Origin of the sequence: Simkania negevensis Z (assembly GCF_000237205.1) — a bacterium.
Taxonomy (GTDB): Bacteria; Chlamydiota; Chlamydiia; order Chlamydiales; family Simkaniaceae; genus Simkania; species Simkania negevensis.
Genome location: NC_015713.1, coordinates 1538449 through 1564904, shown reverse-complemented (window position 1 = coordinate 1564904; position 26456 = coordinate 1538449). Strand labels below are relative to the sequence as shown.

Here is a 26456-nt window from a genome sequence, read left to right as displayed (position 1 = left end):
TCCTTCCCCGAGGGGTGCTATGAACTTGAGCTAGAATGGGTCGCAGCACTTTGATGAATAATTCCCGCAACAAGCGCGATAGCAAGAGCAAGTCCCAACCCCCAGCCAATCATGGACATGTTGATGGTAGAATTTGCAGCCTGGTCCGCGCCGTAACCTAAAGGTTGGCAGTCGACGTCTTTATAGGCTCTGTTAGCTTCATAGTCACAGTCAGAAGGCGCTTGATCTGTTGCAGATAGATGGAGTGGTGCCGTTGCAAAGATAAAAGCTATTAAAACTTTCAAGACTTTTTTCATCAAAGTTTCCGTCATAAGCGTTTTAAAGAATCAATACTGCCTCATGTTTGTTTTCTGGTAAAGTCTAAATTGAATCTTTTTCTTCAATTTGTTATTCTTGATTGTCCAACTTTGGAGAAAAGTCGTGACTGTTAGAAAGCCAACAGCAATTGATAGTGAAACACTTGCTATGCCCCTTTGGGAATTGCGTGAGCCAACAACGATTTGGGGGGAAATAACACATGCCATCCAATCTTTGTATTATGGGGCTCTTGCCCGATTGGTTTACTTCCTGCGCTATTATCAGTGGAGACAAACGGCCAATGCACTTGCAGCGCTTCTAGCAGAAACGCGCAGTGCTCTTTTTACCGGTTACTGGCTTTCATCTGGAAAAGAAAAAACGTTTCAGTACTATGGTTTGAATCCTATCAGCTTGACCGAAGAGCAAAAAGAAAAGCCAGCCATTCTCCTTTTGCATGGAAAAGGGTCGAACCAAGCTGTTTGGGCATCACTTGCCAAAACGTTTCAAGAAAAAGGAATTCCAAATGTGTTTACGTTGAATTCCTATGATGGAGAACTCACCGTTGAAGACGTTCCTCTATTTGAAGCGAAGCTCAATGAGATACGACACCTTTATGGGGCAAAAATGCCTCGAGTGATCGTGATTGGTCACTCTCGAGGAGCTGAATTTTCTCTTTATGCAGCCCTTCCTCCCGAAACATTCAAGCTAGATGAAGGGTATTGTACACAGCTTAAGAAGTGGGAAACCTTTCGCCCTGAAATCCACAAGATGATTCGTTTAGGTTCGCCTCTTTTACCAGAAGAAAGGGAGCAATTGCCTGAAGAAATGCTCGCAAAGATTTATGAAATCGATGGCTTACGGGATTTGATCATCCCAGATCGTTCTTTGACCCCTTATTATCAAGCCGATTGTGGACATGTTGAACTTCTTTACAATCAAGAAGTCCATCAAAAGATTATCCAATTGGTAGTGGGTTGATTTTTATCGTTTTTTTCTGTAACATCAGATGGAAGCTACAATTAAAAGGTCAGCATTAGATATGAAGTCGGTTGATACAGGAAAAGATAAAGTTAAAAAGATTTGCGAAGTTCTCAAGCGGGAGACGTTAGATCCTGCAAAGAAGGAAGCCGATGCAATCATTCATCAGGCGCGCGAAGAAGCGGCAAAGATTGTCGAAAAAGCCAAACATGAAGCACAAAAAGTGCATCGTGAGGCTCAAAAGAAAATTGAAGAAGAACGGAATGTCTTCGAATCTTCCATGAACTTGGCCTGTAAAAAAAGCCTGTCGACCCTCAAGCAAGAAATTGAACAGAAACTCTTCAATTCAGAGTTAAGTAGCTGGATTAGAAAAGGAACTCAAGACCCTCATGTTTTAGCCGAACTGATTTCGGCAATTGTTAAAGGCATCGAAAAAGAGGGGCTTGATGCAAACTTAGAAGTACTGATTCCTTCAACAGTGTCAGCTAAAGCAGTGAACCAAACTCTTGTGAAGGGGATTGCTGAAAAACTCAAGGAAAAAAGTGTAAAAATCGGCGAGTTTGAGGGAGGCGCTGAAGTGAAAATTGTCGATCAGAATATCACGATCGATATGACTGATGATGCATTGAAAGCTCTCGTTGCAAGTTTTGTAAGAGATGACTTTCGGTCTGCCTTCTTTGGAAACGCGTAATGAGTTATTATTTTCTAGGTAGTGTGTTACCTCCTTTAAAACTTGGAATGGCTCCCGAGCTTCACTTTGAGGACCTGCTTGTTCTCTTGGAAGAAAACATGTCTGCACGTGATTTCAAAAAAATCGCAAAGATTAGAAGTTTTATCGACCTTCAAAATGTGAAGAACCTCCTTCAAAAAGAGCCTTTGGATGAACGGGGAAACATGTCAGAAAAAGAGCTTGATCAAGCTCTTGTAACTCGTGAAGGACTTCCAGAGTATCTTTATGAGTATTTGGACGAGTATGAACAGACTGTAGATCAAATCCGTCATTTTTCAAGTGTGTATGTGAAGTTTTTTCGAGAAATGGAACAGAAGGAAAAAGGGTTTTTATCCTTTTACTTCAATTTTGAAAGAGAGTGGCGTCTTTTGATGATTGGATTTCGGTCTAAGCGAATTGAGCGAGATCTTTCAAAAGAGCTCCAATATGAAGATTTTCAAGATCCGTTGGTGGCCCATCTTTTGGCACAAAAAGACAGCCCCCAATTTGAGTTTCCCTTCGAATATCAGGATTTTGATGAACAGGTGAAACAGGCTCAAGACCATCCGATGGATCAGTATCAGGCATTAGCCAAGTACCGTTTTAATCGCTTGCAAAATCAAGTGCAAGATCACCCCTTTTCTGCAGACTATGCGTTGGGGTATTTTGTCCAATACATGCTCGTGCAAGATTGGAACCAGTTAAATGACCATCAGGGAAATCAGAAGCTGAATGGAATTGTAAAAGAATTAGGATAAGAAGATGACACAAGAAAATCAAAATACAGCAACAGGCAAAGTTGTCAAGGCCTTTGGAAACCTGATTCAGGTGAAGTTTCAAGGAAATGTTCGCCAAGGTGAAGTGGCCATGGTTCAGGTGGAAGGGGTTTCTCTGAAGGCTGAGGTAATTGAAATTGCAGGTGACATCGCAAAGCTCCAAGTGTTTGAAGATGTTCATGGTGTAGAACTCAATACACCAGTTCGTTTTTCATCTCATCTTCTTGAAGCGGAACTTGGGCCAGGATTGATCAGTTCTATTTTTGATGGTTTACAAAATCCTCTCGAACGGGTAGCTGATGCGTCTGGCCTTTTCTTACAAAGAGGCGTCTATATTCCCTCACTTGATCGAACCAAGCATTGGGATTATCACCCTAGCGCAAAAGTTGGTGATGTTCTGCAACGTGGTGAAGCGCTTGGAACAACGATGGAAGGGCGGTTTCATCATAAAATCATGATCCCTTTCTCTATGCGTGGAAAATACACCGTGACATGGGTTGTCAAGCCTGGTTCGTACACAGTTGATACAGCAATTGCAAAGGTAAAAGACGAAAAAGGGCATGAGTATTCGATTTCAATGATGCAAAAGTGGCCAGTAAAAACTCCATTAATGGAAGGGAAAAAGGTTAAAGCGACTAAGATGATGGACACTGGATGTCGCATCGTCGATACGCAGTTTCCTGTTCTCAAAGGTGGAACCTTTTGTACTCCTGGACCCTTTGGAGCGGGGAAAACCGTTTTACAGCATCACCTCTCAAAGTACTCATCGGTTGACCTCGTTGTCGTAACAGCTTGTGGAGAGCGTGCAGGAGAAGTTGTTGAAGTATTGAAAACTTTTCCTCACTTGATCGATCCCCATACGAATGAATCACTGATGAGCCGCACGGTCATCATTTGCAACACCTCTTCGATGCCAGTGGCGGCGCGAGAAGCTTCTGTTTACATGGGAGCGACAATTGCTGAGTACTATCGTCAAATGGGGCTTGACGTCCTCCTTCTTGCCGATTCAACCTCTCGTTGGGCGCAAGCGATGCGTGAAATGTCTGGACGTTTAGAGGAGATTCCGGGTGAAGAAGCTTTCCCTGCGTATTTAGCCTCCCGAATTGCCAGTTTTTATGAGCGATCAGGTGTGATTCTGATGAAAGATGGTTCAAAAGGTTCGATGACAATTGCAGGAACGGTTTCGCCTGCCGGAGGAAACTTCGAAGAACCGGTTACCCAAGCGACACTGGCGTCGGTAGGAGCCTTTTTGGGCCTTTCACGTCAACGCTCTGACGCACGTCGCTACCCAGCAATTGACCCCCTCATTTCTTGGTCGAAGTATATCGACGATGTCAGCCATGACTTGAAAAAGAAAGTCGAAGGGTGGGCGGAGAAAAATCGTCTAGCAGCCAAAATCCTCCGCGAAGGGGATGAAATTGGAAAACGGATGGAAGTCGTCGGGGAAGAGGGAATCACAATCGATGACATGATTGTCTACTTGAAGTCAGAACTCTATGAGTTTTGCTATCTTCAACAAAACGCGTTTGATAAAGAAGATGCTTACTGTCCACTCGAAAGACAAATCATCCTTTTTGGTCTTATCCAAAGAATTTTTGCAGCTGACTTTTCTTTTACAGGACCAGATGAAGCACGCAACTACTTCTTAGGTTTGCAAAACGATATTAAAAATATGAACTTCATGCCTTTTGGCTCAGATGGGTATCAGAAAGCGTTTGCTTCCATCGAATCAAGAGTAGAAAATGCCTGCGCATAGGTGAATAGGAGCTTACATGAAAAAAGTTTACGATAGAATCATTGACATTCGAGGAAACTTGATCACCGTCATTGCAAAAGGGGTCAAGCTTGGTGAGCTCGCAAAAATCCATCGTAGCAATGGAGATATAACACATGCGTCTGTTCTCAGTATCGATGGAGAGAAAATCACCCTACAAGCATTTGAAAACCCACGAGGGGTTTCAACGGGTGACCGGGTCAGTTTTTTGAATCACCGTATGCAGGCAACTTGTAGTGCGTCCTTACTTGGAAGACGGCTCAATGGGTCTGGCGACCCAATTGATGATGGACCAGAAGTCATTGGAGACAAAATCAACATTGGGCAGCCTTCATTTAACCCTGTAAAACGGGTTGTCCCTCACCAAATCGTCAATACGAACATTCCAATGATTGACGTTTTTAACTGCCTTGTAAAATCGCAAAAAATCCCCATTTTTTCGATTGCGGGTGAGCCTTACAATCAACTCCTCATGCGGATTGCAAACCAAACCGATGCCGATATCGTCATCATTGGGGGAATGGGACTCCGCTATGACGATTATCAAGCGTTTATTGACAATGCAGAAAAGTCTGGCTCGATGGAAAAAACAGTCATGTTCATTCATAAAGCAACCGACCCTGCGGTTGAATGTATGCTTGTTCCCGATATGGCATTAGCTTGCGCTGAAAAGTTTGCTGTTCAAGACAAAGATGTTCTCGTTCTGCTGACAGATATGACCGCTTTTGCCGACTCGATCAAAGAGATCATGATTACAATGGATCAAGTTCCCTCAAATCGAGGCTATCCAGGATCTCTATATTCCGACTTGGCGGCACGTTATGAAAAAGCTGTCGACATCGATGGAAGCGGATCTATTACTGTTATTTCTGTGACAACGATGCCTGGTGGTGACGTGACCCATCCGGTACCCGACAATACAGGTTACATCACAGAGGGGCAATTCTACCTCCACGGAGGGCGTATCGACCCATTTGGTTCTCTTTCTCGTTTGAAACAGCAAGTCATAGGGGTTGTGACGCGCAAAGATCATGGAGACATTGCAAATGCTCAGATCCGTCTCTATGCCGAATCAAAGAAAGCACGTGAAAGGCAAAGCATGGGTTTCCGCCTTTCGAAGTGGGACCAAAAGCTCCTTGAGTTTTCTCATCTGTTTGAAGACAGGATGATGAATCTCGAGGTAAACATCCCGCTTGAGGAAGCCCTCAATTTGGGTTGGGCAACTTTAGCAGAATGCTTTGAACCTCATGAAGTCGGGATTAAAGAAGAACTCGTTAACAAATACTGGCCCAATCAAGGAAAGTAAGCGTGGCACAAATCAAACTGACCAAAAACGAGCTCAGAGATCAGCAGCACAGGCTGAATCAGCTGCAAAAGTACCTTCCGACTTTGCAGCTCAAAAAGGCGATGCTTCAGATGGAAGTGAACAATGCGATCTATGAGATTGAAGGTTTAACTCGGGCTTACCGCAAGGAAAAGAAGGAAAATGAAACCTTTCAGTCCCTCTTGACCGACCCGCAGGCGCTTCCGGTTTTTGATGGCACAATTGTACTTGAGGTTGAAAAGCGCTATGAAAACATTGCTGGGGCTGAGATTCCCTATTTTGAAGATGTTCTATTTAAAGAGCCCAACTATGCGCTTTTTGATTCACCCCTTTGGGTTGATGATGCTTTAGCTCTTTTGCGCTCCCTTGTGATTGCAAAAGAAAAGATCCATGTTGCTGAGGAAAAAAAGGCCATTTTAGAAAAAGAGCTTAGAGAGGTTTCCATTCGAGTGAATCTCTTTGAAAAAGTGATGATCCCCCGGACTCAAGCAAATATCAAAAAAATTAGGGTTTTTTTAGGAGATCAGCAGTTGGCTTCTGTGGCTCAGGCAAAAGTTGCTAAAAACAAAATCATTTTGCGAAAGCAAATGCAAGAAGAGCAGGAGACGGTATGATCATTCCAGTGAAAAAGTACATCTTTATTGGGGTGAATGAAGACCTGCAAGTCTTTTTTACACGAGCCCAGAAAAAAGGATTTATTGAGTTCATCAACTCTTCCGGAAAACAAACACGTGAACTTCCCGATGAAGAACAAATGCTTGTGAAAGCCATCAAGATTTTAAGAAAAATGCCATCTGTGAAGCAAGCAGCTTTAGTTAAGGATCTAGACCCTCTCAAACTTGCAAGAACAGTTGTTGAGAATAAAGAGTGGTTAGAACGTCTTTTGGAAGAAGGGCGGGTGATGCGGGCCGAAATTTCCCGGCTGATTCCCCTTGGCGATTTTTCCATCGATGAAATCAGAGACATTGAGCGAGAAGGAAAGAAACGCATCCAATTTTTCTGCGTGAAGAAGTCTAAAGCTAAGAAGATGGTGGTTCCAGATCAGCTTATCTATCTAAGTACCGAATATGACTTGGATTACTACATGAGTGTCAGTGATCGGGTTGAGACATTTTCAGGAATGATCGAAATGCACATCGAAAAGTCCCTTTCGACTCTTGAACGTGAACTCTCGCATATCGACGAATCGATCAAAAATTGCGAAAAAGAACTGAAAGAAGATTGCGCATATCTCAACTTTTTAAAAGAGCACCTGATTCATCAGCTCAACCACTATCGCTTAGCTGTAGCTCAAGATGAAGTGGATTCACATATGAATGCGAGCCTATTTGCTGTTGAAGCATGGGTTCCAGAAAACCGTTTACACAGCCTCTTCCCCCTTCTTGAAGGATTAGGGATACATGCAGAAGAAATCGCCATTGAAAAAACCGATCGGGTTCCCACTTACATGGAAAACTCAGGTTTTGGAAAGGTAGGAGAAGACCTCGTTCATATTTACGACACTCCTGCAGCAGATGACAAAGATCCCTCTACTTGGGTTTTCTGGGCTTTTGCGGTCTTTTACGCAATGATTATTTCTGATGCTGGCTATGGCTTTCTCTATCTCATGCTGGCTCTCTTTTTACGCAAAAAGACAGCCAATGCACGAGCGAGTATCAAGCGGCTTGTCCGCTTATTGACAGTCTTATCGATTAGCGTGATTGTCTGGGGAGTTTTAGCAGGATCGTATTTTGGAATCTATGTAGCGCCCAAAAATCCGGTCAACAAAGTCTCGATGATTCACGTGATGGCTGTGAAAAAAGCCAATTATATTATCAAACATCAGGATGCAACCTACAAAGAAAACATCGCCGTTTTCCCTCAATTAGAGGGGATAACTTCAGGTGAAGAATTCCTTCAAAAGGGAACTAAAATAGAACCTGGTGGACGAGTGAAATATGCCGTCTATGACGAGTTTCGCGATAGCATTTTCATGGAATTTGCACTCATTGTAGGAGTCATCCATATTTGCCTCTCCTTGTTAAAACAAGTTCCGCGCCATTTTGCTGGGGTGGGGTGGGTCTTTGCCATCATAGGTGGATATTTCTATTTTCCACAGATCTTAGACTCGACCTCCATTATCCATTTTATGCACTGGATCCCGAAACACACAGCATTTGAAGTTGGGCTACAACTCCTATGGGGAGGACTGGGCCTTGCAATAACCTTGGCTCTGATCCAAAACCGAGTGAAAGGTCTTATCGAACTCATGAAGCCGATTGAGATTTTTGCAGATATTCTCTCTTACCTCCGTTTATATGCGCTTGGACTTGCTGGAATGATTCTTGCAGAAACGTTCAATGGAATGGGAGAGAGATTGGGATTTGCTGCGGGATTTTTTGTGATCCTCTTAGGGCACACGACTAATCTTGCTGTTGGAATCATTGGAGGCACCATTCATGGGCTCCGTCTCAACTTTATTGAGTGGTATCACCATTGTTTCGGTGGAGGTGGCAAATTATTTAATCCGTTAAAGTTACTGAAAGTCAGAGGAGAATAAATATGGGCTTTGAAATGATTGGGCCAGTGCTTGTCTTAGCACTTGGTTGTATCGGGAGCGCGATTGGGTGCGGTATTGCGGGAATGGCTTCCCATGGTGTGATGAGTCGTGTGGATGAAAACCACGGTAAATTTATTGGGATGTCGGTATTGCCGTCATCGCAAGCGATCTATGCCTTCGTTCTCATGCTACTCATGAAAAATGCGATTATTGCGAAAACACTCACGCCCATCAATGGAATTGCAATTGGTGCATCTGTTGGTGTTGCCATCATGCTCTCATCCATCTACCAAGGGATGTGTGCAGCAACGGGGATTCAAGCCTCGGCAAAACAACCTAGCGTTTATGGTAAGTGCTTTACCGCGCTTGGAATTGTCGAATCTTTTTCTCTCTTCGCCTTCGTTTTCGCTCTCATGCTTATCTAGCTAGTTAGATCACAGAGGCTAAAAACCTCTGTGACTCTACGTTTTCTTAAAGCCTAAGATCTTTAATACCAATGATCTAATCAATGTCAAACTAGCGCTCCATAACAAAAAATTCTATAGCAAATTTGATCCAGATTTTCGCTGAATTTTTCTCTCTTAAAACCTCCCCTTGTCACATAGACGATGTGATCAAATCCACGTTATTTACTAAAAATCTGAACTCTGGGGTTCTTTCACTCATTCTCAGGGATTTTTCTCTTTCTTCTCAGCCTTTTTGCTTCAAAAAGGACCATTTGGGCCTCCCCATCGGCAAAAATACCGAGAATTTAAGAGAACTTTCTAAGCAAAATAAACCCAGAGTTCAGGTTTTTAGCAAAAGGAAGGGGCAAATAATTTTTATCATGAATGATTAAGAGCAAGGCAAGCTTTTGGTAAAAAAAAAGTCCAGCTCTGATAGCTGGACCAAACGAACCGCTAACAAGTTGTTAAGAGAAAATGCTAGAAATCGAGACGTACTTCCAAGGTGAACCCCTGAAGGCTCAAACTTCCTTTATCTCCATACTCGGCAACATCTACAAAGTGATTGTTGTCGATCCAAATTTGTTCTTCCCATCCAGCTTGGATGAGAAATCGGAAATCATCATCGTTGTAAAAGTATTCATAACGGAGTCCAAGTCCAAATTCTATGACAGGCTTCACATAGTGAATCACTTCACCTGTATTTAAATACTCTCTGGTACTTTGACCTTGAAGGGATTCTTTATCTACTCTAGTGGTATTGAAACCACTCCACATTCCCGAAAGAGCGAAGTCACCATAGAGACCGAAAGAACGGATGAAATACCAGCAAGTATTTAATCCTGCTCGTATCCCAATTCCCCAAGAGTCTTGATGACTATGCATAGAAAATGTCGATCCATCTGAGACTCCGTAACGAGTGCGAAGGTCTTGATCTTGCCATGTCCCTTTGAGTCCTACATGTGGTCTGAGGGTAAGAGCGCGGCTGATATAATAATTACGTCCAAGCTCGAGATCTATCACATTGAAATGGTGTGACCAATTTGTTTGAGCACTGTCTAATTCCCCAGTAATGTTACCTAATGAGGCATTGAGAAGAATGTAGACGAGGTTTGCTAAGGTTGGCAAAAATCCGCTTGGATCCGTAAATGAATCACTGGCATTAGAATGCAACCATGTGTAGTTGGCGTAAACATCCCATCCGTCATGTTGCATTTGAACTCCTGCACCCACTTTAAAACCTGGTGCAAATTCCCAATCAGGTTCGCGAATTCTACCTGGTGCAGTATCAAATGACAAAAGTCCAACATCAGCTCCGCTTATCGAATAGGCGAGTCCTTCTTGACGAGATGTCCAGTAGATAAAATCTGCTGTAAAGAAAGGGTCTGCAGCCCAAACGGTGCGAGGACCAGCTTCAGGTGTGATTTGCATGTTTTCAGATTTAGATGGCGGGGGAGAAGAGGATGTTATTCCTTGTCCTTGATAGGAGTCAGCTTGTAAAGTTGATCCTCCTAGGAGAGACACAATTCCCGCCACTTGCGCGATTAATGCTTTTGCTTTCATAGTTACTCCAATCAAATTTTAACTTTTTAAAAATCCAATCTAACTTCAAGGGTAAATCCTTGAAGACTAAGATTGCCTCTATCGCCATATTCTGCCAAGTCGATAATCTGGTTGTATCCAAACCAAATTTGCTCTTCCCATCCAGCTTGAATGAGAAAGCGAAAATCATCATTGTGATAGAGGAGTTCATAACGCAAACCTAGTCCAAATTCTATGACAGGCTTGACGGAATGGTTGAGGTATCTTGTGTCTAAAATGTTCACACGGGTTTGGTCGTTTTGAATCCGGTTGTCTTTTCGCGTATTGCTAAATCCACTCCACATTCCAGAGAGAGCGAAGTCTCCGTAAAGACCGAAAGAACGGATGAAATACCAGCAGCCTTCTAAGCCAGCACGGATTCCAATTCCCCATGAATTTTGGTGTTGGTGCACCTGAAAGATTTCTTGCTCAACTAGGGTGTATTTTGTGCGAATGTCTTGATCTTGCCAAGTTCCCTTGAGTCCCACATGTGGACGTAGAGTCAAGAAGCGGCTGATGTAATAACCTCTTCCAAGCTCAAGATCGATTGTATTGAAATGCAAGCTCCAATCTTGTTTTGCTGACTCGAAAGCAAAACTAGCTGGTGGGGTTGGGAATAAATTGAAGAGAAAAAACAGGAAATTTGGAATCGTAGGTAGAAACCCGTTAGGTTTATTCAGAGAATCATGTGAGGAGTTGTGAAACCAAGTATAGTTGGCATAAACATCCCAACCGTCATATTGCATGTCTAAACCCGCACCCACTTTAAAACCAGGGTCAAAACACCAGTCCGGATCAAGAATTTTTCCTTTAGGAATTGTTGGTAAATTAGCGTTAAAGATGCTGGCATTTGCTCCTTCCATTGCATATGCGAGTCCTTCTTCACGTGCTGTCCAGTAAATGAAATCGACCGTAAAAAATGGATCGACAGTCCAAGTTGTATTTGGGCCAACATTAGGAGTTACGGATTGCAATTCTTTACCGTTTCCATTTTGCGCATAGGAAGTGTCTTGAACAGCCTGTAATTGAATGCTACCCATGAGACAGCTACAGACAACCCCTGTTAAGATTTTTTCCGTTGAGTTTTTCCAAAGAGCCATAGCTCCTCCAAACATATTGTTAATTATTTTTGCATCACACCAATTCTCTAAAAAAAAGTAAATGTTTTTTTGATATGAAAATTCGTAAATGGATATAAGATGAAAGTAGACGCGGAGGCAAACACCATGAGAAAAGAAACCGATTCATTAGGCACTGTTCAAGTTCCCGAAGACCGTTATTGGGGGGCGCAAACAGAGCGCTCAAGAAACAATTTTCCAAATGCTGGAGAGAAAATCCCCATTGAAGTTGTTCATGCGCAGGCTATTGTCAAAAAAGCATCGGCAATTGTCAATGAAGAGCTGGGCCTTCTGCCAAAAGAAAAAAAAGACCTAATTGTCCGCGCTGCTGATAAGATTTTAACGGGAGAACTTGACGATCATTTTCCTCTAGTTGTTTGGCAGACAGGTTCAGGGACTCATACCAATATGAATGTGAATGAAGTGATCAGCAATTACGCTATTGAACTTGCTGGGGGAAAAATTGGTTCAAAAGATCCTATCCACCCTAATGATGATGTCAACAAATCTCAGTCTTCAAATGATACTTTCCCCACGGCTATGCACATTGCAGCATGTCTGAAAATTCGAAATATGCTGCTACCGAACCTAGAAATTCTTCTAAATGGTCTGAGGAAAAAAGCAGAGGAGTTCAAGAATGTGGTCAAGATTGGGCGCACTCATTTGATGGATGCGACTCCTGTGACATTAGGACAAGAGTTTTCTGGATATGCGTCTCAAGTAGAACATGGGATTGAGGCCATCAAAAATGCTTTGCCCCATCTTTCTGAAATTGCGCTTGGGGGAACAGCTGTTGGGACTGGTCTCAACTGCCACCCTAAATATGCGAAGCGAGTGGCGGAAGTCATTTCAGAAATCACTGAGATCCCCTTTGTCTCAGCTCCGAATAAGTTTGAAGCTCTTTCTGCGGACGACTCCATGGCTGAAATGAGTGGAGCGTTGAAACGGCTTGCTTGCTCTTTGATGAAGATTGCCACTGACATTGCATGGCTAGCTTCGGGCCCTCGGTGTGGAATAGGGGAGATCAAGATTCCTGCCAATGAGCCAGGTTCTTCGATCATGCCTGGAAAAGTGAACCCAACCCAATGTGAGTCCTTAACGATGGTTGCTGTTCAAGTTCTCGGAAATGATGCTGCAGTCGGAATTGCTTGCTCGCAAGGAAATTTTCAACTTAACGTCTTTCGACCTGTCATTATTTATAATCTACTCCAATCCATTCAATTACTCGGCAACAGTGCAGTCAATTTCTATGAAAAATGTGTCAAAGGAATCGAGCCGAATCTTCCACGAATTAAAGAGCATTTAAATAGCTCGCTGATGCTTGTCACAGCGCTTAATCCTGTTATTGGATATGATAAGGCAGCTCAGATTGCAAAAAAAGCTTATGATGAGCATAAAACTCTCAAAGAAGCTGCTCTTGAACTCGGTTTTTTGAGTGAAGAAGAATTTGACAAGGTCGTCGACCCCACTAAAATGCTCGGACATTAGTATTAAATTTTTGAATTGATTTATATCCTTTAAATTGAGATCATTCCCCCGATTTTTATAGCATGAGAACCCAAAGGTAGGTGCTTAAATGGAAGGAATAGATTTTGCCCTAGGAGGCGTAGGCGCTTTTGAAGGCTACAATTTTGAAGACTCTAGTGAAGTAGAAATTTCATTTTTTGACCGTGAGCCCGCTTATGATGCGCAGGTAACACAGGCCATGAAGAACATGCAAGAGCGTGTCCTTCAAAATCACACACAAAAGCACACTCTTTCGACAATTGACAACGTTGTAAAAGTGAAGACGCTTAATGCACAAGTAAGACAAGACAAAATTAATTTTTGGCAATCACGTCGTGCAGAGATGTTCACGCTTGGTGGAGCAAGTGTCATAGGTCTTATTGGATCAGCTTTCTTAGCTGCATCCTCAGGCGGAATCTTAGCAGGTGTTCTAGGAGTGACATCATTAGTTGGTTCAATTCTAGGATTTTACCGTGGGTACCAAGCTTCAAATCAAATGAGCCAGTGGAGTCTAGATCTCCCTGTTGCGATTGCAACTCAACGTCGCCTTGCCTTTGAAGAAGGACTCTTGCACGCGATGAGACTCGATGCAACAGGTAAAGCTCATCCTTGTCCGTTCTCTTCGATCATGACTTCAACAGAGATGCAAGGAATGTACAACGTTTATTTCCACAATCTCGCTCGATCATTTGAGCGTGGTGGAGATGTCAAAGAACAGCTAGCAATCATCCAACAAGTGGCTGTAGATGGCCCCCTTTGCCCTCATGTTTACGGCTATGCTAAGCTACATCCTCACCATGTGACTCAGTTGCAGTTTTATATAGGCGAGCATGACAAATTTGTGAATGCCTTTGCTTCGATTGAAAAACGAAGACTTGATCAAGAAAAGCAGGTGAAAGACAAAGCCCACGATCAAATTTGCACAATTGAGAAACATAAAAATGCAGCTCTAGCAGTTGTTAACGCGACTTATACCTCTTATAAAGACCAAGTGGACAAAGAAAAATCTGAAGCCCTCTTTGGTTTATCTCCAGAGGAAATTAAGGTAGTTTCTCGTGAATTTGATCAGAAGCTTGCTGATGCAAGACAGCTACGTGACCTGGGAGCTGCAGCAATCAGCTATCCTTTCCAAGTGCAGTGTGAAGGTGTTGAGAAAGAAAGAGACCAGTACTTGACTCAGATCCGTTACGATCGTGATGCTCAATTGCTTCCTTTCTACAATCATTTGAGATTGCTTCACACAAATGCTTACCGTGCACTTATTGGGCAGCCTCCATCGGCTTACCCAACGCTTTCTGACCCCTATAACCTCTCATTCCAACCGCCAGTCTTCACGATGCCGCAGCCTTCTGCTCCATCCTATGAAGCAACATTTGGTGGATTCCGGGATCGTGTCGATAGCCGTGTTTACGATGCGTTCATGGGAGCATATCGTCAGCAGCAGCACCAAAAAGCTAGCTAATTTGCTAAAAAAGAGACCGGGCTGTGGAGAAACAGCCCGGTCTACAATCCACGAAGAGAGAATATAAGAAGAACTTTTAGTCTGTAATGGGCTGCAGCCGCCCGCCCGGTCTAACTTTACCTTGTTGGAACCGATCACCCTGTGTAAACCAACTTTCAATATTTTGACTTTCAAGCCCACTATACCCGGCTATACACCAGTCGGGTATGTGCTTATTTTGTGAACGCCCTGCTACAATCACGCCGATCTTATAGTATTTATTCGTTGGATCACAATTTGCGGCTTTCAAGAAAAGAGAGAAGGTTTCTCTTGTTTCCGATTCAAAGTTAAGGTAGTCGTATAAATTGGCCATTTTAAATGGGTGCTCCCCATTTTTTGGGTCGAAATGCATCGCAATGTCATAGAGACGGATGGCTTTGAAGATGAACCCTTTTTTAGCTTTAATATGGGCAATCCTTTCCTCTTTATCGATGATGAGCTTACCTTCTCGGCTAAATTCACTTAGCGAATCTGCAAATTGGGTCACCATTGTGATACCACGCTCTGTTTGTCCTTCGCATTTGAGTGCTTCTAGATAAGTTGTGACCCAATTGCCATCAAAAAGCTTATCTAGGATCACATTCTCTTTTTTGTAGTGAGCAATGGCTTTTTCAAAGTAATTGATGGCAACTCCAAAATGACGCTCCACACGCCAGCCTGTTTTGGCTTTCTCTGCATGGGTTAAATCTTCTGCAGCTTTAACGTAGAGATCGGCAAGTTTTTTCGAATCCTCAGGAAGCCCATTTTCGATTGCTAAGAGATAGTAGTTTAATGCCTCAACAGGACGACGCTCATCGATTGCTTTTTCGTGTAGCGTTAAATAAAGATCACGTTTTTCATATGTGACATCAGCACCAAGGAGTTTTGCTTGCTCGCAGTAACCAAGTGCTTCTTGAGTGCAGCCTAAAGCACCTGCTGCTCGAGCAAGGCGGATGAGGATATGGGAATTGGCTTCAGGAGATGCTTCAGGTTCCATCCGTTTCAATATGCGGTCAAATCGAAGTGCTCTTTCATCTTGTCCTTTATCGAGTGTGTACCCTTTGAATTCTTTGAGCCTACTTATCAGCTTATCATTGCGGTGAGGGATTTTATTTCCAATGCGCAAGAAGAGAGAGAGAACATCATCGTAACTTTCTCCTAAGATATAGGCATTTTCGCCATACTGAACTGCTTGGTCAAATTCCCCTTTGCTGAGTGCGCGGTCAGCAAGGATAAAAGGAGTACGACCAAAGTCAGGATGAGAGCTGTCTTTAATTTTTGTTTTTCCACCTAGAGCATTCACATTATCTCCATGTTGAGCGCAAAGCCCAATGAGGTGTCCTTGGAGTCCATCTCTGATGTTACCTCTATTTTTTTCAAGGAGGTTGAGAATCGCTGCCATATTTGTTGTGAAGTGAGTTCCTTGAGTCCTCTCTTTTAACTTTGATAGCCAAGGTTGGAAAGCTTCGTGCTTTGTGTACCCTTGAAGGTGACCATAAGTTAAAAACTTGGCGAGTGCGACTTCAACATTTGCTTGTGAGGTGTGATCTTTTCCGCCGAAAAAACCAATAGTTTTTTCAAAGATCATAGTCGCGAGACCAACAGTTTTTAAGCCGCTGCGATCCGCATAAAAATAAGAATCGGTATTTGACTCGCTAAGTATTTTTAAGGTCTCAAAAAATTCTTGTGGTTTGTGCCGAAATGGAATGTGATCAGGTAATTGTTCGTAATTTGACATAAGCCTAACTTTCCCATAATTATGTAATAATTATATCTCATTTATAATTACAAAACAATTAACTATTGAATTAAAATCAATTATGTATCATAGAAATGATTTTTTATTATGCGTTTTAAATTTTATTTAGAGTTAAAAGTAATACCAATTTTTGTAAGAAGAAATCGGATGACAAGTAGAGGGTGCAAAATTAAATTTTTTAGCATCACAAAATAGGTTACACTTGCAATCTCTTTTTTTAAAAGAGAGGTTTGAGAGCTTATAGCATCTTTAATCCAGTCGGGGTAGGGAGGTGGAAGTCGTTTTGGTAGCTCATTTAAAGAAAAAAATTGAATCGCTCTTGTTTCATCACCGGTTTGAGGGCGACCTTCGATTGTTTCACACTCGTAAAAGTGGGTAAAGCGAGCTAGCCGACATAGAGGGGTATACTCGGCGATTTTACGGGAGATTTTGACCTTGAGTCCTGTTTCTTCTTCCATTTCGCGTAGGACAGCAACTTCAGGGGATTCACCCGTATTGATGCCTCCTCCTGGGAGTACCCAGACGGGAACATCCCGCCTTTTGATGAGCAGAATTTGGGACCGGTCTTTTGAGAAGAGGATCCCATTGACACTTTCGTTTGAATGATCCATCATAGTTTTTTTCATTCTAGTTTACTGAATATGATCATAGTCCGTCAATTCTGTTTTCTTATCTTAGCTCTCGTTATATTCTCTGGATGTGAGAAGTATTACGTCACAGTTAAGCGAGAGTATGTTGATCGGGACCAACTTGCAAGTACCTTTGTGGGGAGTCCAGACCCTAGGCAAGAAAATCCTCCAAGAGGACAAGAACTCACGATTGAATGGAGACTCCCTCCCGAAGCGATGGATCAGGCGCTCCACCTTGAGCTGAGCGTTCTTTACCGTGATTATTCACATGCTACTTTCACTTATCCTATCGATCGACGTCGAGGAGTGGTGATCTACTCATTGCTGAATGAAGAGTACTTTGAAAAAGAGGGATTACTCACCTATAAAGCTGAGATTGTCGATGTGAATAGAAAGATTCTAAAAGAGTGGAAGCAAATTCTTTGGACTGATCTTATCACACTTGAAGAACCTGAGACTGAAATCAAGTAATTTCGTAACTATAGAGCTGCTTGGTACCCGTTTCTCTAATAAAAAGCGAAAAGATAAACCCAATAAAGAGATAGATTGGGATGCGAAGAAGGGAAAGTTGCGTGCTATCGGAGGAGGCAATTTCGTAAGATTGAAGGAGCCCAATTTGGAACAATGTGACAATGAGAATCTGGCTGACAGCGCAAAACGCGCCGAAAAATAGGTTTGAAATTCCTAGCGCTGTTGTTCCAATACGAGGCACATTGAGTTCATGGACAATGACGTATCCCAAGTTGATTGTCGAAGTTGCGAGCCCCAAAATGACATAACAAATAGCAAGAGACTGCACTCCAAGGTAGGGAGGGTAAATGATCAAAAGAAGCATGAGAATCGCTATGGCAATCCCCCAAACGATGAAGAGTTTTCGTCGCCGAATTGAAGTTGAAATTCTCGCAAAAAACGGAGCTCCAATAGCATATCCAGCAAGGAAGAACATATTCATCAATTCTGCTGTTGTCTCAGAAAAGCGGTAGGTAAGGAGAAGAAACTCTTTCGAACACGTTGTACGAAATGCAAAGAGGGGGCCTAGGACAAATCCAACAGTTAATGAGAGGATCCAGTTTTGGCCGTTTTGAAAGACTTTGCGAAAAAAATAGCCAAAAGATTCTTTCTGCTGTCCTGTGTGAACACTGAACCCCGCCCCGGGAGCATCCTGAACGATGAAATAGAAAAGGCATCCTAAAATCAAGCCGATAAGACTAAAAACGAGAAGAGCTTGTCTCCACCCTAGTGCGTTTTGAAGGCTAACCATCGATTCTCCTAAGATAATCATGCTAAGGGCTGAGAGGCCGATGAACACTCCTAACATAAAGGCAAAACGTTTGGAGTAAAACCAATTCGAAACAATTTTAAGTCCATTTAAGAAAGCGAATGAGCCTCCGATCCCCATTAACGCTCTTCCAATTCCGATCATCATGAGCGAATGACAAAACGAAAAGACAAGGGCACCTGCAGCGCAGGTTAAGATCGCGAGTGAAGGAATCTTTCTCGGTCCAAAACGATCTATTAAGACCCCGACAGGTATTTGCATGAGGAAATAGGCGTAGAAAAAGGCGTTTTGGGTGTAGGCGAGCTGAGGGACAGAAATCTGAAAAAGACTTGAGAGCTTTTCTGTCAGTTCAACGGTTTGCAGTTGGAGTGTCATAGCATAACCGTTGAAAAGAATGCTCAAGATGAGAATGGTCCATGCCATAACTGGACGTGGATGTGCTAAATAATCTGTGAGCTCTTTTGTTTTCGACATAACTTTTTTTATACTCAAACTACTTTAAAAGTTAGTTTGATATATACCTGAACTCTGAGTTTCTTTCACTCGTTCTCAGGGATTTTTCTCTTTCTTCTTAGCCTTCTTGCTTCAAAGAGGACCGTTTGGCCCTTCCCGAGCCAAAAATACCGAGAATTTATGAGAACTTTTTCTATTAAAGACACAGCAAAATAAACCCAGAGTTCAGGTTATTTGAGAGTGATCAGAAAAAAGCTGACAAGAGGATTATGCCCTCTTAGCAGTGAGGACAGAGGTGAGAGAAGAGTGAGCTTTGAGGATGATTTCTTCTGTTGTTTTCCAGTCAAGGCAGGGATCTGTAATCGAAATGGCATGCCCTTCTTGGAGATGGCTTTCTAGCATTGAACCAACGATAAGGTGATTTCCTTCCATGATTTGATCGAGAACTGAAAAGAACACATCGATTTGTTTTTTAGGATTTTTTTGCGAGTTTCCATGAGCGCAGTCGATCACAAGAGGAGTGCTAAGACCAAAAACTCTTTGGCGATGGATAGCTTCTGAAACAGAGAGTTCATCGTAGTTGGGATGCTCAGACGAGCCTCGCAAAATGAGATGGGTATAAGGATTACCTTGAGATAAAATGGTGCAAATTCGACCATCTTCGTCAATTCCAATCGATGTTTGGGGATGTCTTGCAGCAAGCGCTCCACAGATAGCATTATCTAAAGTTCCATCCGTTTCATTTTTAAATCCAACAGGCATGTTGAGGTATGAAGCCATTTGTCTATGCACTTGAGAAGCAGAGGTGCGCGCACCTACAATACCCCAGGTGAAAAACTGATGATGGTAGTGGAGAAGAAAGGGATCGAGAAATTCGGTCGCAATGGGGATTTCGAACTTCATGAGCTCCATAAGAAGTTTGCGAGAGGAAATAAGTCCTTTATCGATTTGATTGGTCCCATCTAAATCGGGATCGTAGAGAAACCCCTTCCAACCAAATTGAGTTCGGGGTTTTTCGAGAAAGACACGCATGATGAGGAAAATGCGATCTTCGACTTTTTCAGAGAGTTTTTTGAGCTGAGAAGCATATTGCAAAGCGATATCCTGATCATGAATCGAGCAAGGTCCTGCGAAGATAATGAACCGCTCGTCTTCTCCTCTGAGGATGTTTTCTGCAACCTTTCTGTTTTGATGAATGATTTGCTTATAATGAGGAGATAGGGGATAGTCATTTTCAATTTCGGAAGGAGGGGGAAGAGGGCTTAATAGGGATGACATATAGCTGATCCGAAAAATAGTTTAATGTCATTTTGATAACACAAAGCGAGACATGAGTGCAATCAAAAGACGCTTGATTCTTACCCTTCTCGTCATGCTAGCGATTCTAGTGGTCATGTTTTCGACTGTGACCCGTTCTCACCTCAAAAGAAATGGACGTATCATTATAGGAGCTAAAGATACAACCGGACAAATCATTTCTGAGGTTTTAGCGCAGGTTTTAAGAGATCGAACCGATCTTGTCTTTGAGGTAAAACCCGCATACGAAGGGTTCATTTGCTTCCAAGCTCTTCAATCAAGTGCAATCGATCTATACATCGAATATACAGGAACAGCTTTGAGCACCATTTTACATAAAGATTATCGGGAATTAGCCGAAGAGAGAGTTTTTGAATTTTTGAATCAAGAATTTATTCGTCGCTTTGCTTTAGAGTGGATGCCCCCTGTTGGTTTTGAGGCGGCATATGTCATTTTAACCCGACCAGGCTTTGCTGCAAAGCATGGGCTTAAGACTCTTTCTGACTTACAGACTCTTCTTGCGAGAGATCCCAAAATTCGGGTAGCTTTCGATCCCGAGTTTTACGCACGACCCGAAGAAAAAGTACTTGAAAAGGGGTATGGAATGGAGTTTAAGACTCTCAGCTTGCTTGACCATCCATTGATTTACCTTTCCTTAGTCAATGAGGCAGTCGATGTGATCGATGGTTATGCGACAGATGGATTTATTCTCGAGCATCGGCTTGTTACGCTAGAAGATGATTTAAGCCTTTTTCCTCCCTATCAAGCAGCAGCAATTGTCAGGCAAGATGTTTTAAAAAAACATCCAGAAATTCGAAAGGTTTTTGATGAGATTTCTGGAAAAATTACCCTAGAAAAAATGATCCAAATGAATTATGAAGTGGAAAATAAAGGGAAGAATGTGTACCATGTAGCACAACAATTTTTAAAACGAGAAGGTTTGCTTTCTGATACTAAGAAAGTTCCGTGATGTTAACTTTGCAGTATATCATAGATACCCTCAACGACTGGATTTGGGGGCCACCACTCCTTATTCTCCTTGTTGTTGTCGGACTTTATCTGACAATACGGACTCGTGCGCTTCAATTTCGTTATCTCTGGTATGCCCATAAACTAGCCTTCACACGACATGACGACAGTGCCCAGGGTGATATTAGCCATTTTCAAGCGCTTATGACTGCTTTAGCGGCAACGATTGGAATTGGAAGTATTACTGGCGTTGCAACGGCCATTGCAATTGGGGGAATGGGGTCTCTCTTTTGGATGTGGTGTGCAGCTCTTTTTGGGATGGCAACGAAATACGGTGAAGCTATTCTCGCAATCAAATATCGTGTTTCCGACGAAAGTGGCGAGATGTGCGGAGGCCCGATGTACTATCTCGAAAAAGGAATGAAAGCCAAGTGGCTAGGTGTTCTCTTTGCATTTTTTGCAGCAATCACTGCTTTGGGAACGGGAAATATGGTGCAAGCTAACTCTGTTGTTTTAGCTGTCCAAGATCTCTTTCATATTCCTCCCATTTGGACTGGATTAGCTCTCATGATTGTTGTCGGGGTTGCTCTTATAGGAGGGATTAAGAGTATCGGTAAAGTTGCTTCAGTTCTTGTTCCTGCAATGGCTGTTTTTTATATTGTAGGAGCGTTGATCATACTTCTGATCAAGGTTCAAGCGATTCCTGCTGCGTTTATGTTGATTTTCAAATGTGCATTCTCAGGTCAGGCAGCAGTTGGAGGATTTACAGGCGCAACGATTATGGCTGCAATTCAACTTGGGGTTTCTCGTGGAGTCTTTTCGAGTGAAGCGGGACTTGGAAGTTCCCCAATTGCCGCTGCAGCTGCAAAGACCGATACCCCTGGACGCCAAGCTCTCGTCTCAATGTGTAGTGTATTTATTACAACTGGAATTGTCTGCACCTTGTCGGGTCTAGTGATTGCTGTATCAGGCGTTTTTGGTGAGGTTGGACCTGATGGAAAGCTCCTCAACGGTTCATCTCTTGCTCTGCGCGCTTTTGATCAAATCATTCCCTACGGTGGATTGATTGTAACGATTGCTCTTATTCCTTTTGCTTACTCAACCATTTTAGGTTGGGCTTATTACGGAGAAAAGTGTGTCGAGTACCTTTTCGGCATTCGTGCAACTAAGGTTTACCGTGTTATTTTTACTCTTCTAGTCATTCCTGGATCACTTCTCAGTTTGAAGCTGGTTTGGGGTTTTGCCAATATGATGAACGGACTAATGGCTTTTCCAAACTTGATTGGCCTATTTGTCCTGGCCGGAATCATTTCCAAAGAAACGCGCTTTTTTGAGCGCCTCCTAAAGAAAGAAAAATTAGAAAAGAAACAGCAAAATCAGTAATTTTATGAATCCTATCCACTCAGAAGCATTAATTGAGTGGCTAGATGGAATTGATTATTTCCTCTGGTCACGTTGTTTGATCTTTCTCCTTGTCGGAGTGGGACTTTTTCTCACATTTCGACTCAGGGGAATGCAATTTAAGTACCTTCCTTATGCAATGAAGTTGGCTTTTACCCGCCAAGATGATCAAGCTCAAGGAGACATTAGCCAATTCCAAGCCCTTATGACAGCTTTAGCTGCAACAATTGGAATTGGAAGCATTGCAGGGGTTGCCACTGCCATTGTAGGAGGTGGCATGGGTTCCATCTTCTGGATGTGGGTGATTGCTCTCATCGGGATGGCAACAAAATATGCCGAGGCGATTTTAGCCATTAAGTTTCGAACCAAAGATCACCGAGGAGAAATGTGCGGTGGTCCGATGTATTACATCCGAAAAGGTCTTAAATGGAAGTGGCTCGCTGGTTTTTTTGCCGTATCGGGGATGCTTTCTGCCTTTGCCGGTGGAAACTTGACCCAATCCCATTCAATAGCTGATGCGGTCTATGATTTACTCCACATTCCACCTCTTTGGACAGGTCTTATTGTTGCTATTGCAACAGCGCTTATCGTTATCGGGGGAATAGGGAGTATTGGGCGTGTTTGCTCTGTGATGGTTCCCATCATGGCTGGCCTGTACATCGTGGGTGGTCTCTCGATTATCATTATGCACATTCATTTGGTTCCTGCCAGTCTTGTTCACATTGTAAAAAGTGCTTTTACAGGTGAAGCCATGACAGGAGGATTTGTTGGAGCAACTGTGATTGCCGCCTTGCAATTTGGAGTAGCCCGAGGAATTTCATCGAATGAAGCGGGACTCGGGAGCGGCCCGATTGCAGCAGCAGCTGCGAAGACAGACGTTCCTGGGCGACATGCCTTGATTTCTATGACAACTGTTTTTCTTTCGACTCTTGTCGTGTGTACGATCACAGCCCTTGTCGTTTCAGTCACTGGGGTTCTAGGGCAAACAGATGCTGAAGGAAAGGTCTTAAATGGAGCGCCTCTTGTCATGGAAGCATTTCGTTCAGTTTTACCCTTTGGAGACGTGATTGTCGCTATAGGCTTGATTCTTTTTGGCTATTCGACCATTATTGGTTGGTCTTATTACGGTGAAAAGTGCATGGAGTACTTGGCAGGCGAAAAGGCTATCTATATCTTCCGAGTCATTTTTTGCCTTTTTGTCTTTATGGGTGCACTCATGAGCATCGAGCTTGTTTGGCCTCTTGTAGACATCATGAACGGTCTCATGACATTGCCAAACCTGATCGGCCTAATCGCTCTTTCTTCAGTGGTAGTGAAAGAGTCAAACGAATTTTTTAAACTTCTCAAACGGGAAAAAGATGAGCGTTTTCGAGACAAAACGACTACATTTGCGTCATCTGAAGACTAGTGATCGAGAGAGCCTTTATCAGCTCCTTTCAGATCCAAAAGTGATGCATTATTACCCGCATCCATTGAATCTAGAAGAAACAGAAGAGTGGATTGAGCGCTCGAAACACAGTGTTCAAGAAAAAGGGCATTCCTTTTTTGCCTGTATCCACAAACAATCTGGTGATTTTGCTGGAATCTGTGGTCTGATTCCTCCAGGAAATAATCCGGGAACATCGGAAGTCGAAGTCGGGTGTCTTTTTCATAGGCGGTATTGGGGGCTAGGGCTTGCAAGGGAAGCAACATTTGGCTGCATCGATTATGGGTTTTTCCATTTCGGTTATGAAAAGCTCGTTGCAACAATCGATCCTGAAAATCATGCCTCTATTCGTTTAGCAGAGAGAAGTGGTTTTGTGTTCGAGTCAAAAATTCATCGATTCGACAAGACCATGCTACTGTATTCGATTACAAAAGAAGTTTGGGAAGACCATGCCTACTCACGCGCTGGATAACGCGCAGCCGATCTTTCTTGACTTTTACCGGGGAAAAAGTCCCAACCTTAGTGGAGCTTTGCTTGAAGCCATTTGTCACTATATAGAAACGGAACTCGAGTTTTATCACAACTTCATTCAGTGGTTTTTCTCCATGACCAAAAGAAGTCGGATGACTTCGGAACCCATTAGTCTAAACCATTATTGGGGGAAATCCCTACGTGTTTAAACGAATTTTGCTACTTTTTATCTGGAGTATGACTATGTTAAACGCTCAAATGATCTCAAGAGAAGAGCTTTTTAATCCTGTCAAAATTCTATCGGTTAAAATCAGTCCGAGCGGTCACCATTTTTGTGAAGTGCGCTGTGATCAGAAAGGAACGATGAACCTCTTTCTCGAGGACGGAAAGGCTCTTACGCACTTTACTGATCCCGAAATCAAACGGTTTTATTGGTCAAACGATAGCACAAAAATCGTCTTTCTCAAAGATGTCGGAGGGACTCGCAACTTTCACATTTGGATTGTCGATATCAATACAAAAGAGCTCAAAAATTGCACTGAAGAGAGGGAGTTAGTTTTAGGAAACATTTATGGAGTCAGCTCGACTCAAAGCCGAGCAGTTGTGGGAATTGCTGGAGAAAATCCTCTCTATCATGATGTCTATTCTCTTGATCTCAATACAGGCTCCCTTGAAAAGATTTACACAAATTCACGTTTTGCCCGTATCTGGTTAGACGATAATTTAGATATTGCTCTCAAAGCTGAAGTCCATAAAAACGGCGCAATGACTCTTGTACATGCCAATGATGAAGTCTTGCTTAATCTTTCACCTGACGATAGCTTTCACACCACTCCAGTGGCTATTCATGGATCATGTTGCACCTTTTTAGACACACGCACATCTGACACGACTTCCCTAAAGACCCTCGATCTTAAGACAGGAGAAGAGCAGATCCTAGCACATGATCCCAAAAGTGATATTGGGGGACTCATTTTTGAAGGAAATCGACTTGTTGCCTATTCGACCTGCTACACGAAAACGACCTGGCATGCCTTCGATCCCAAAGTCAAAAGTGATTTAGACTTTTTGTCACAGCGCATCTCAACCGAATTTGAGCTTCTCAGCCAATCAGCAGATCATAATATTTGGATCGTGCGGAGTACTAGCCCTTTAAATGGAGTGCGGATCTTCCGCTTTAAGCGTAGCGATCAGACGCTTACATTGCTTTCTCAGTCACCTAAAATTGAAGGTCTTGTGGACATGAAACCCCTTGTGATTCCGTCACGAGATGGACTCAATCTCGTTTGCTATTTGACTCTGCCCAAACATCAAAAAGGTCCTGTTCCCCTCATTTTATTTCCTCATGGAGGCCCATTTCAAGCGCGTGATTCTTTCGGCTTTAACGCCTACCATCAGTGGCTTGCTAGTCGAGGCTATGCTGTTCTCAGTGTGAACTTCCGCCTTTCATCGGGATTTGGCAAGTCCTTCGTGACAGCTGGAAATGGAGAGTGGGGAGGAAAAGCTCAAGACGATCTCATCGACGCTGCCAATTGGTGCATTAAGGAAAAAATCGCCGATCCAGAAAAAATCGCTCTTTTCGGAGGAAGTTATGGTGGGTACGCAGCCCTTGCAGGTCTCGCGTTTACCCCAGACTACTTTGCTTGCTGCGTTGCCGCTTGCGCTCCATCCAATCTCAAAACTGTCATGCAAAAAGTTCCCCTCTATTGGGAGTCTTCCGCGTCACCGTTATCTGATGAAGGGGTTTTCTTCACAAAAGGAGCGTTTGTGACAAGTATGGGAGGCGATCCTGACCATGAAGAAGAATCAAAACATCTCGAGCTACGTTCACCTCTTAACCATATCGATAACATCAAAAGACCTTTTTTACTCATCCATGGGGATAATGACCCTATCGTTGCAAAGTCTGAATCAGACCAGATTTTCGAAGCGATGAAACAAAAAGGGTTGCCACCAACCTACCTCTCATTTCCCGATGAAGGACACGGGGTGCGCAAGTTTCATAATTTGATGATTGAGCTTGCCACTTGTGAAAAGTTTTTTGCTGAAACCCTAGGAGGGACCTACGAACCTCCTTCAGAAGAAGATCTAAAACATTCGCAGTTCAAATTAGTAAAATAGCTTCAAGCATCTTTTTCTCAATAGTTCAAGTTGAGGTAAATGGATGAAAGATTTAAAAGGAAGCTTATATATAAATGGGCTTACCTAACCTGAGTTCTGGGTTTATTAACAACTTCTAAACGTGAAG

General features: G+C 42.9%; 24 protein-coding genes. 17 read left to right on the top strand and 7 right to left on the bottom strand.

What is annotated here, in order from left to right:
* Positions 1-17: 17 nt before the first annotated feature.
* On the bottom strand, positions 18-296 hold the full coding sequence (locus tag SNE_RS07745; RefSeq protein WP_148258988.1) for a hypothetical protein: 279 nt from the start codon (positions 294-296) through the stop codon (positions 18-20).
* A gap of 124 nt (positions 297-420) precedes the next feature.
* Here SNE_RS07745 and SNE_RS07740 point away from each other — a divergent pair, with 124 nt between their 5' ends.
* Genes SNE_RS07740 through SNE_RS07705 form a run of 8 tightly spaced genes read left to right on the top strand, consistent with a single transcriptional unit; the run spans position 421 to position 8822 of the window.
* A complete protein-coding gene (locus SNE_RS07740) occupies positions 421-1275 on the top strand; it encodes an alpha/beta fold hydrolase (RefSeq protein WP_041418944.1) in 855 nt (284 codons plus the stop codon).
* Positions 1276-1303: 28 nt separating this feature from the next.
* A complete protein-coding gene (locus SNE_RS07735; RefSeq protein WP_013943837.1) occupies positions 1304-1966 on the top strand; it encodes an ATP synthase subunit E in 663 nt (220 codons plus the stop codon).
* Positions 1966-2742 (top strand): DUF2764 family protein, encoded by a 777-nt coding sequence (locus tag SNE_RS07730; RefSeq protein WP_013943836.1) that lies wholly within the window; start codon positions 1966-1968, stop codon positions 2740-2742. Before SNE_RS07735 ends, SNE_RS07730 begins: the two co-directional genes overlap by 1 nt.
* A 4-nt stretch (positions 2743-2746) precedes the next feature.
* Positions 2747-4516, top strand: coding sequence for a V-type ATP synthase subunit A (locus SNE_RS07725; protein ID WP_013943835.1), 1770 nt, complete (start codon positions 2747-2749; stop codon positions 4514-4516).
* Positions 4517-4532: 16 nt separating this feature from the next.
* Positions 4533-5840 (top strand): V-type ATP synthase subunit B, encoded by a 1308-nt coding sequence (locus SNE_RS07720; RefSeq protein ID WP_013943834.1) that lies wholly within the window; start codon positions 4533-4535, stop codon positions 5838-5840.
* A 2-nt stretch (positions 5841-5842) separates the two neighbouring features.
* Positions 5843-6472 (top strand): V-type ATP synthase subunit D, encoded by a 630-nt coding sequence (locus tag SNE_RS07715; protein ID WP_013943833.1) that lies wholly within the window; start codon positions 5843-5845, stop codon positions 6470-6472.
* Positions 6469-8397: a V-type ATP synthase subunit I domain-containing protein gene (locus tag SNE_RS07710; protein WP_013943832.1), complete on the top strand. Its 1929-nt coding sequence runs from the start codon at positions 6469-6471 to the stop codon at positions 8395-8397. Before SNE_RS07715 ends, SNE_RS07710 begins: the two co-directional genes overlap by 4 nt.
* Positions 8398-8399: 2 nt before the next feature.
* Entirely contained in the window at positions 8400-8822 is a 423-nt protein-coding gene (locus SNE_RS07705) for an ATP synthase subunit C (RefSeq protein WP_013943831.1), read from the top strand.
* A gap of 498 nt (positions 8823-9320) precedes the next feature.
* Here the strand turns inward: SNE_RS07705 and SNE_RS07695 are convergent, their stop codons facing one another.
* Complete coding sequence (locus SNE_RS07695; protein ID WP_013943829.1) at positions 9321-10403, bottom strand: Lpg1974 family pore-forming outer membrane protein; 1083 nt, start codon at positions 10401-10403, stop codon at positions 9321-9323.
* Positions 10404-10429: 26 nt separating this feature from the next.
* Entirely contained in the window at positions 10430-11521 is a 1092-nt protein-coding gene (locus tag SNE_RS07690; RefSeq protein ID WP_148258987.1) for an Lpg1974 family pore-forming outer membrane protein, read from the bottom strand.
* 126 nt (positions 11522-11647) lie between these two features.
* On the opposite strand from SNE_RS07690, the gene fumC reads away from it, so the two are divergent.
* Together fumC and SNE_RS07680 are read left to right on the top strand one after the other, a co-directional pair.
* Complete coding sequence (gene fumC, locus SNE_RS07685) at positions 11648-13027, top strand: class II fumarate hydratase (RefSeq protein WP_041418939.1); 1380 nt, start codon at positions 11648-11650, stop codon at positions 13025-13027.
* Positions 13028-13115: 88 nt separating this feature from the next.
* Positions 13116-14507, top strand: a complete 1392-nt coding sequence (locus tag SNE_RS07680) for a hypothetical protein (RefSeq protein WP_013943826.1) — start codon at positions 13116-13118, stop codon at positions 14505-14507.
* Between the two features lie 76 nt (positions 14508-14583).
* Here SNE_RS07680 and SNE_RS07675 read toward each other — a convergent pair whose 3' ends face one another.
* Together SNE_RS07675 and SNE_RS07670 are read right to left on the bottom strand one after the other, a co-directional pair.
* The gene (locus tag SNE_RS07675) at positions 14584-16263 is read right to left on the bottom strand and encodes a tetratricopeptide repeat protein (RefSeq protein ID WP_013943825.1); all 1680 of its coding nucleotides are present in this window, start codon (positions 16261-16263) and stop codon (positions 14584-14586) included.
* Between the two features lie 122 nt (positions 16264-16385).
* Entirely contained in the window at positions 16386-16898 is a 513-nt protein-coding gene (locus SNE_RS07670; RefSeq protein ID WP_269453433.1) for an NUDIX hydrolase, read from the bottom strand.
* A 27-nt stretch (positions 16899-16925) separates the two neighbouring features.
* Between SNE_RS07670 and SNE_RS07665 the strand changes: the two genes are divergently transcribed.
* Entirely contained in the window at positions 16926-17384 is a 459-nt protein-coding gene (locus SNE_RS07665; RefSeq protein WP_041419393.1) for a hypothetical protein, read from the top strand.
* Here the strand turns inward: SNE_RS07665 and SNE_RS07660 are convergent.
* Positions 17377-18666 carry an MFS transporter gene (locus tag SNE_RS07660; RefSeq protein ID WP_013943822.1) on the bottom strand — a complete coding sequence of 430 codons (1290 nt, stop codon included), beginning with the start codon at positions 18664-18666 and terminating at the stop codon, positions 17377-17379. The genes SNE_RS07665 and SNE_RS07660 overlap by 8 nt on opposite strands.
* Before the next feature lie 246 nt (positions 18667-18912).
* Positions 18913-19923, bottom strand: coding sequence for a 3-deoxy-7-phosphoheptulonate synthase (locus tag SNE_RS07655; protein WP_013943821.1), 1011 nt, complete (start codon positions 19921-19923; stop codon positions 18913-18915).
* Between the two features lie 52 nt (positions 19924-19975).
* Between SNE_RS07655 and SNE_RS07650 the strand changes: the two genes are divergently transcribed.
* The 6 genes from SNE_RS07650 to SNE_RS07625 are packed head-to-tail and all read left to right on the top strand — an operon-like array spanning position 19976 to position 26329.
* Positions 19976-20911, top strand: coding sequence for a glycine betaine ABC transporter substrate-binding protein (locus tag SNE_RS07650; protein WP_013943820.1), 936 nt, complete (start codon positions 19976-19978; stop codon positions 20909-20911).
* Positions 20911-22293, top strand: coding sequence for an alanine/glycine:cation symporter family protein (locus tag SNE_RS07645; RefSeq protein ID WP_013943819.1), 1383 nt, complete (start codon positions 20911-20913; stop codon positions 22291-22293). Before SNE_RS07650 ends, SNE_RS07645 begins: the two co-directional genes overlap by 1 nt.
* 4 nt (positions 22294-22297) lie before the next feature.
* Positions 22298-23719: an alanine/glycine:cation symporter family protein gene (locus SNE_RS07640; protein WP_013943818.1), complete on the top strand. Its 1422-nt coding sequence runs from the start codon at positions 22298-22300 to the stop codon at positions 23717-23719.
* Positions 23670-24209 carry a GNAT family N-acetyltransferase gene (locus tag SNE_RS07635; RefSeq protein ID WP_065757294.1) on the top strand — a complete coding sequence of 180 codons (540 nt, stop codon included), beginning with the start codon at positions 23670-23672 and terminating at the stop codon, positions 24207-24209. Before SNE_RS07640 ends, SNE_RS07635 begins: the two co-directional genes overlap by 50 nt.
* A complete protein-coding gene (locus tag SNE_RS07630) occupies positions 24187-24417 on the top strand; it encodes a hypothetical protein (protein WP_041418936.1) in 231 nt (76 codons plus the stop codon). Before SNE_RS07635 ends, SNE_RS07630 begins: the two co-directional genes overlap by 23 nt.
* Positions 24418-24451: 34 nt before the next feature.
* Entirely contained in the window at positions 24452-26329 is a 1878-nt protein-coding gene (locus SNE_RS07625) for a S9 family peptidase (RefSeq protein WP_013943816.1), read from the top strand.
* Positions 26330-26456: the final 127 nt, after the last annotated feature.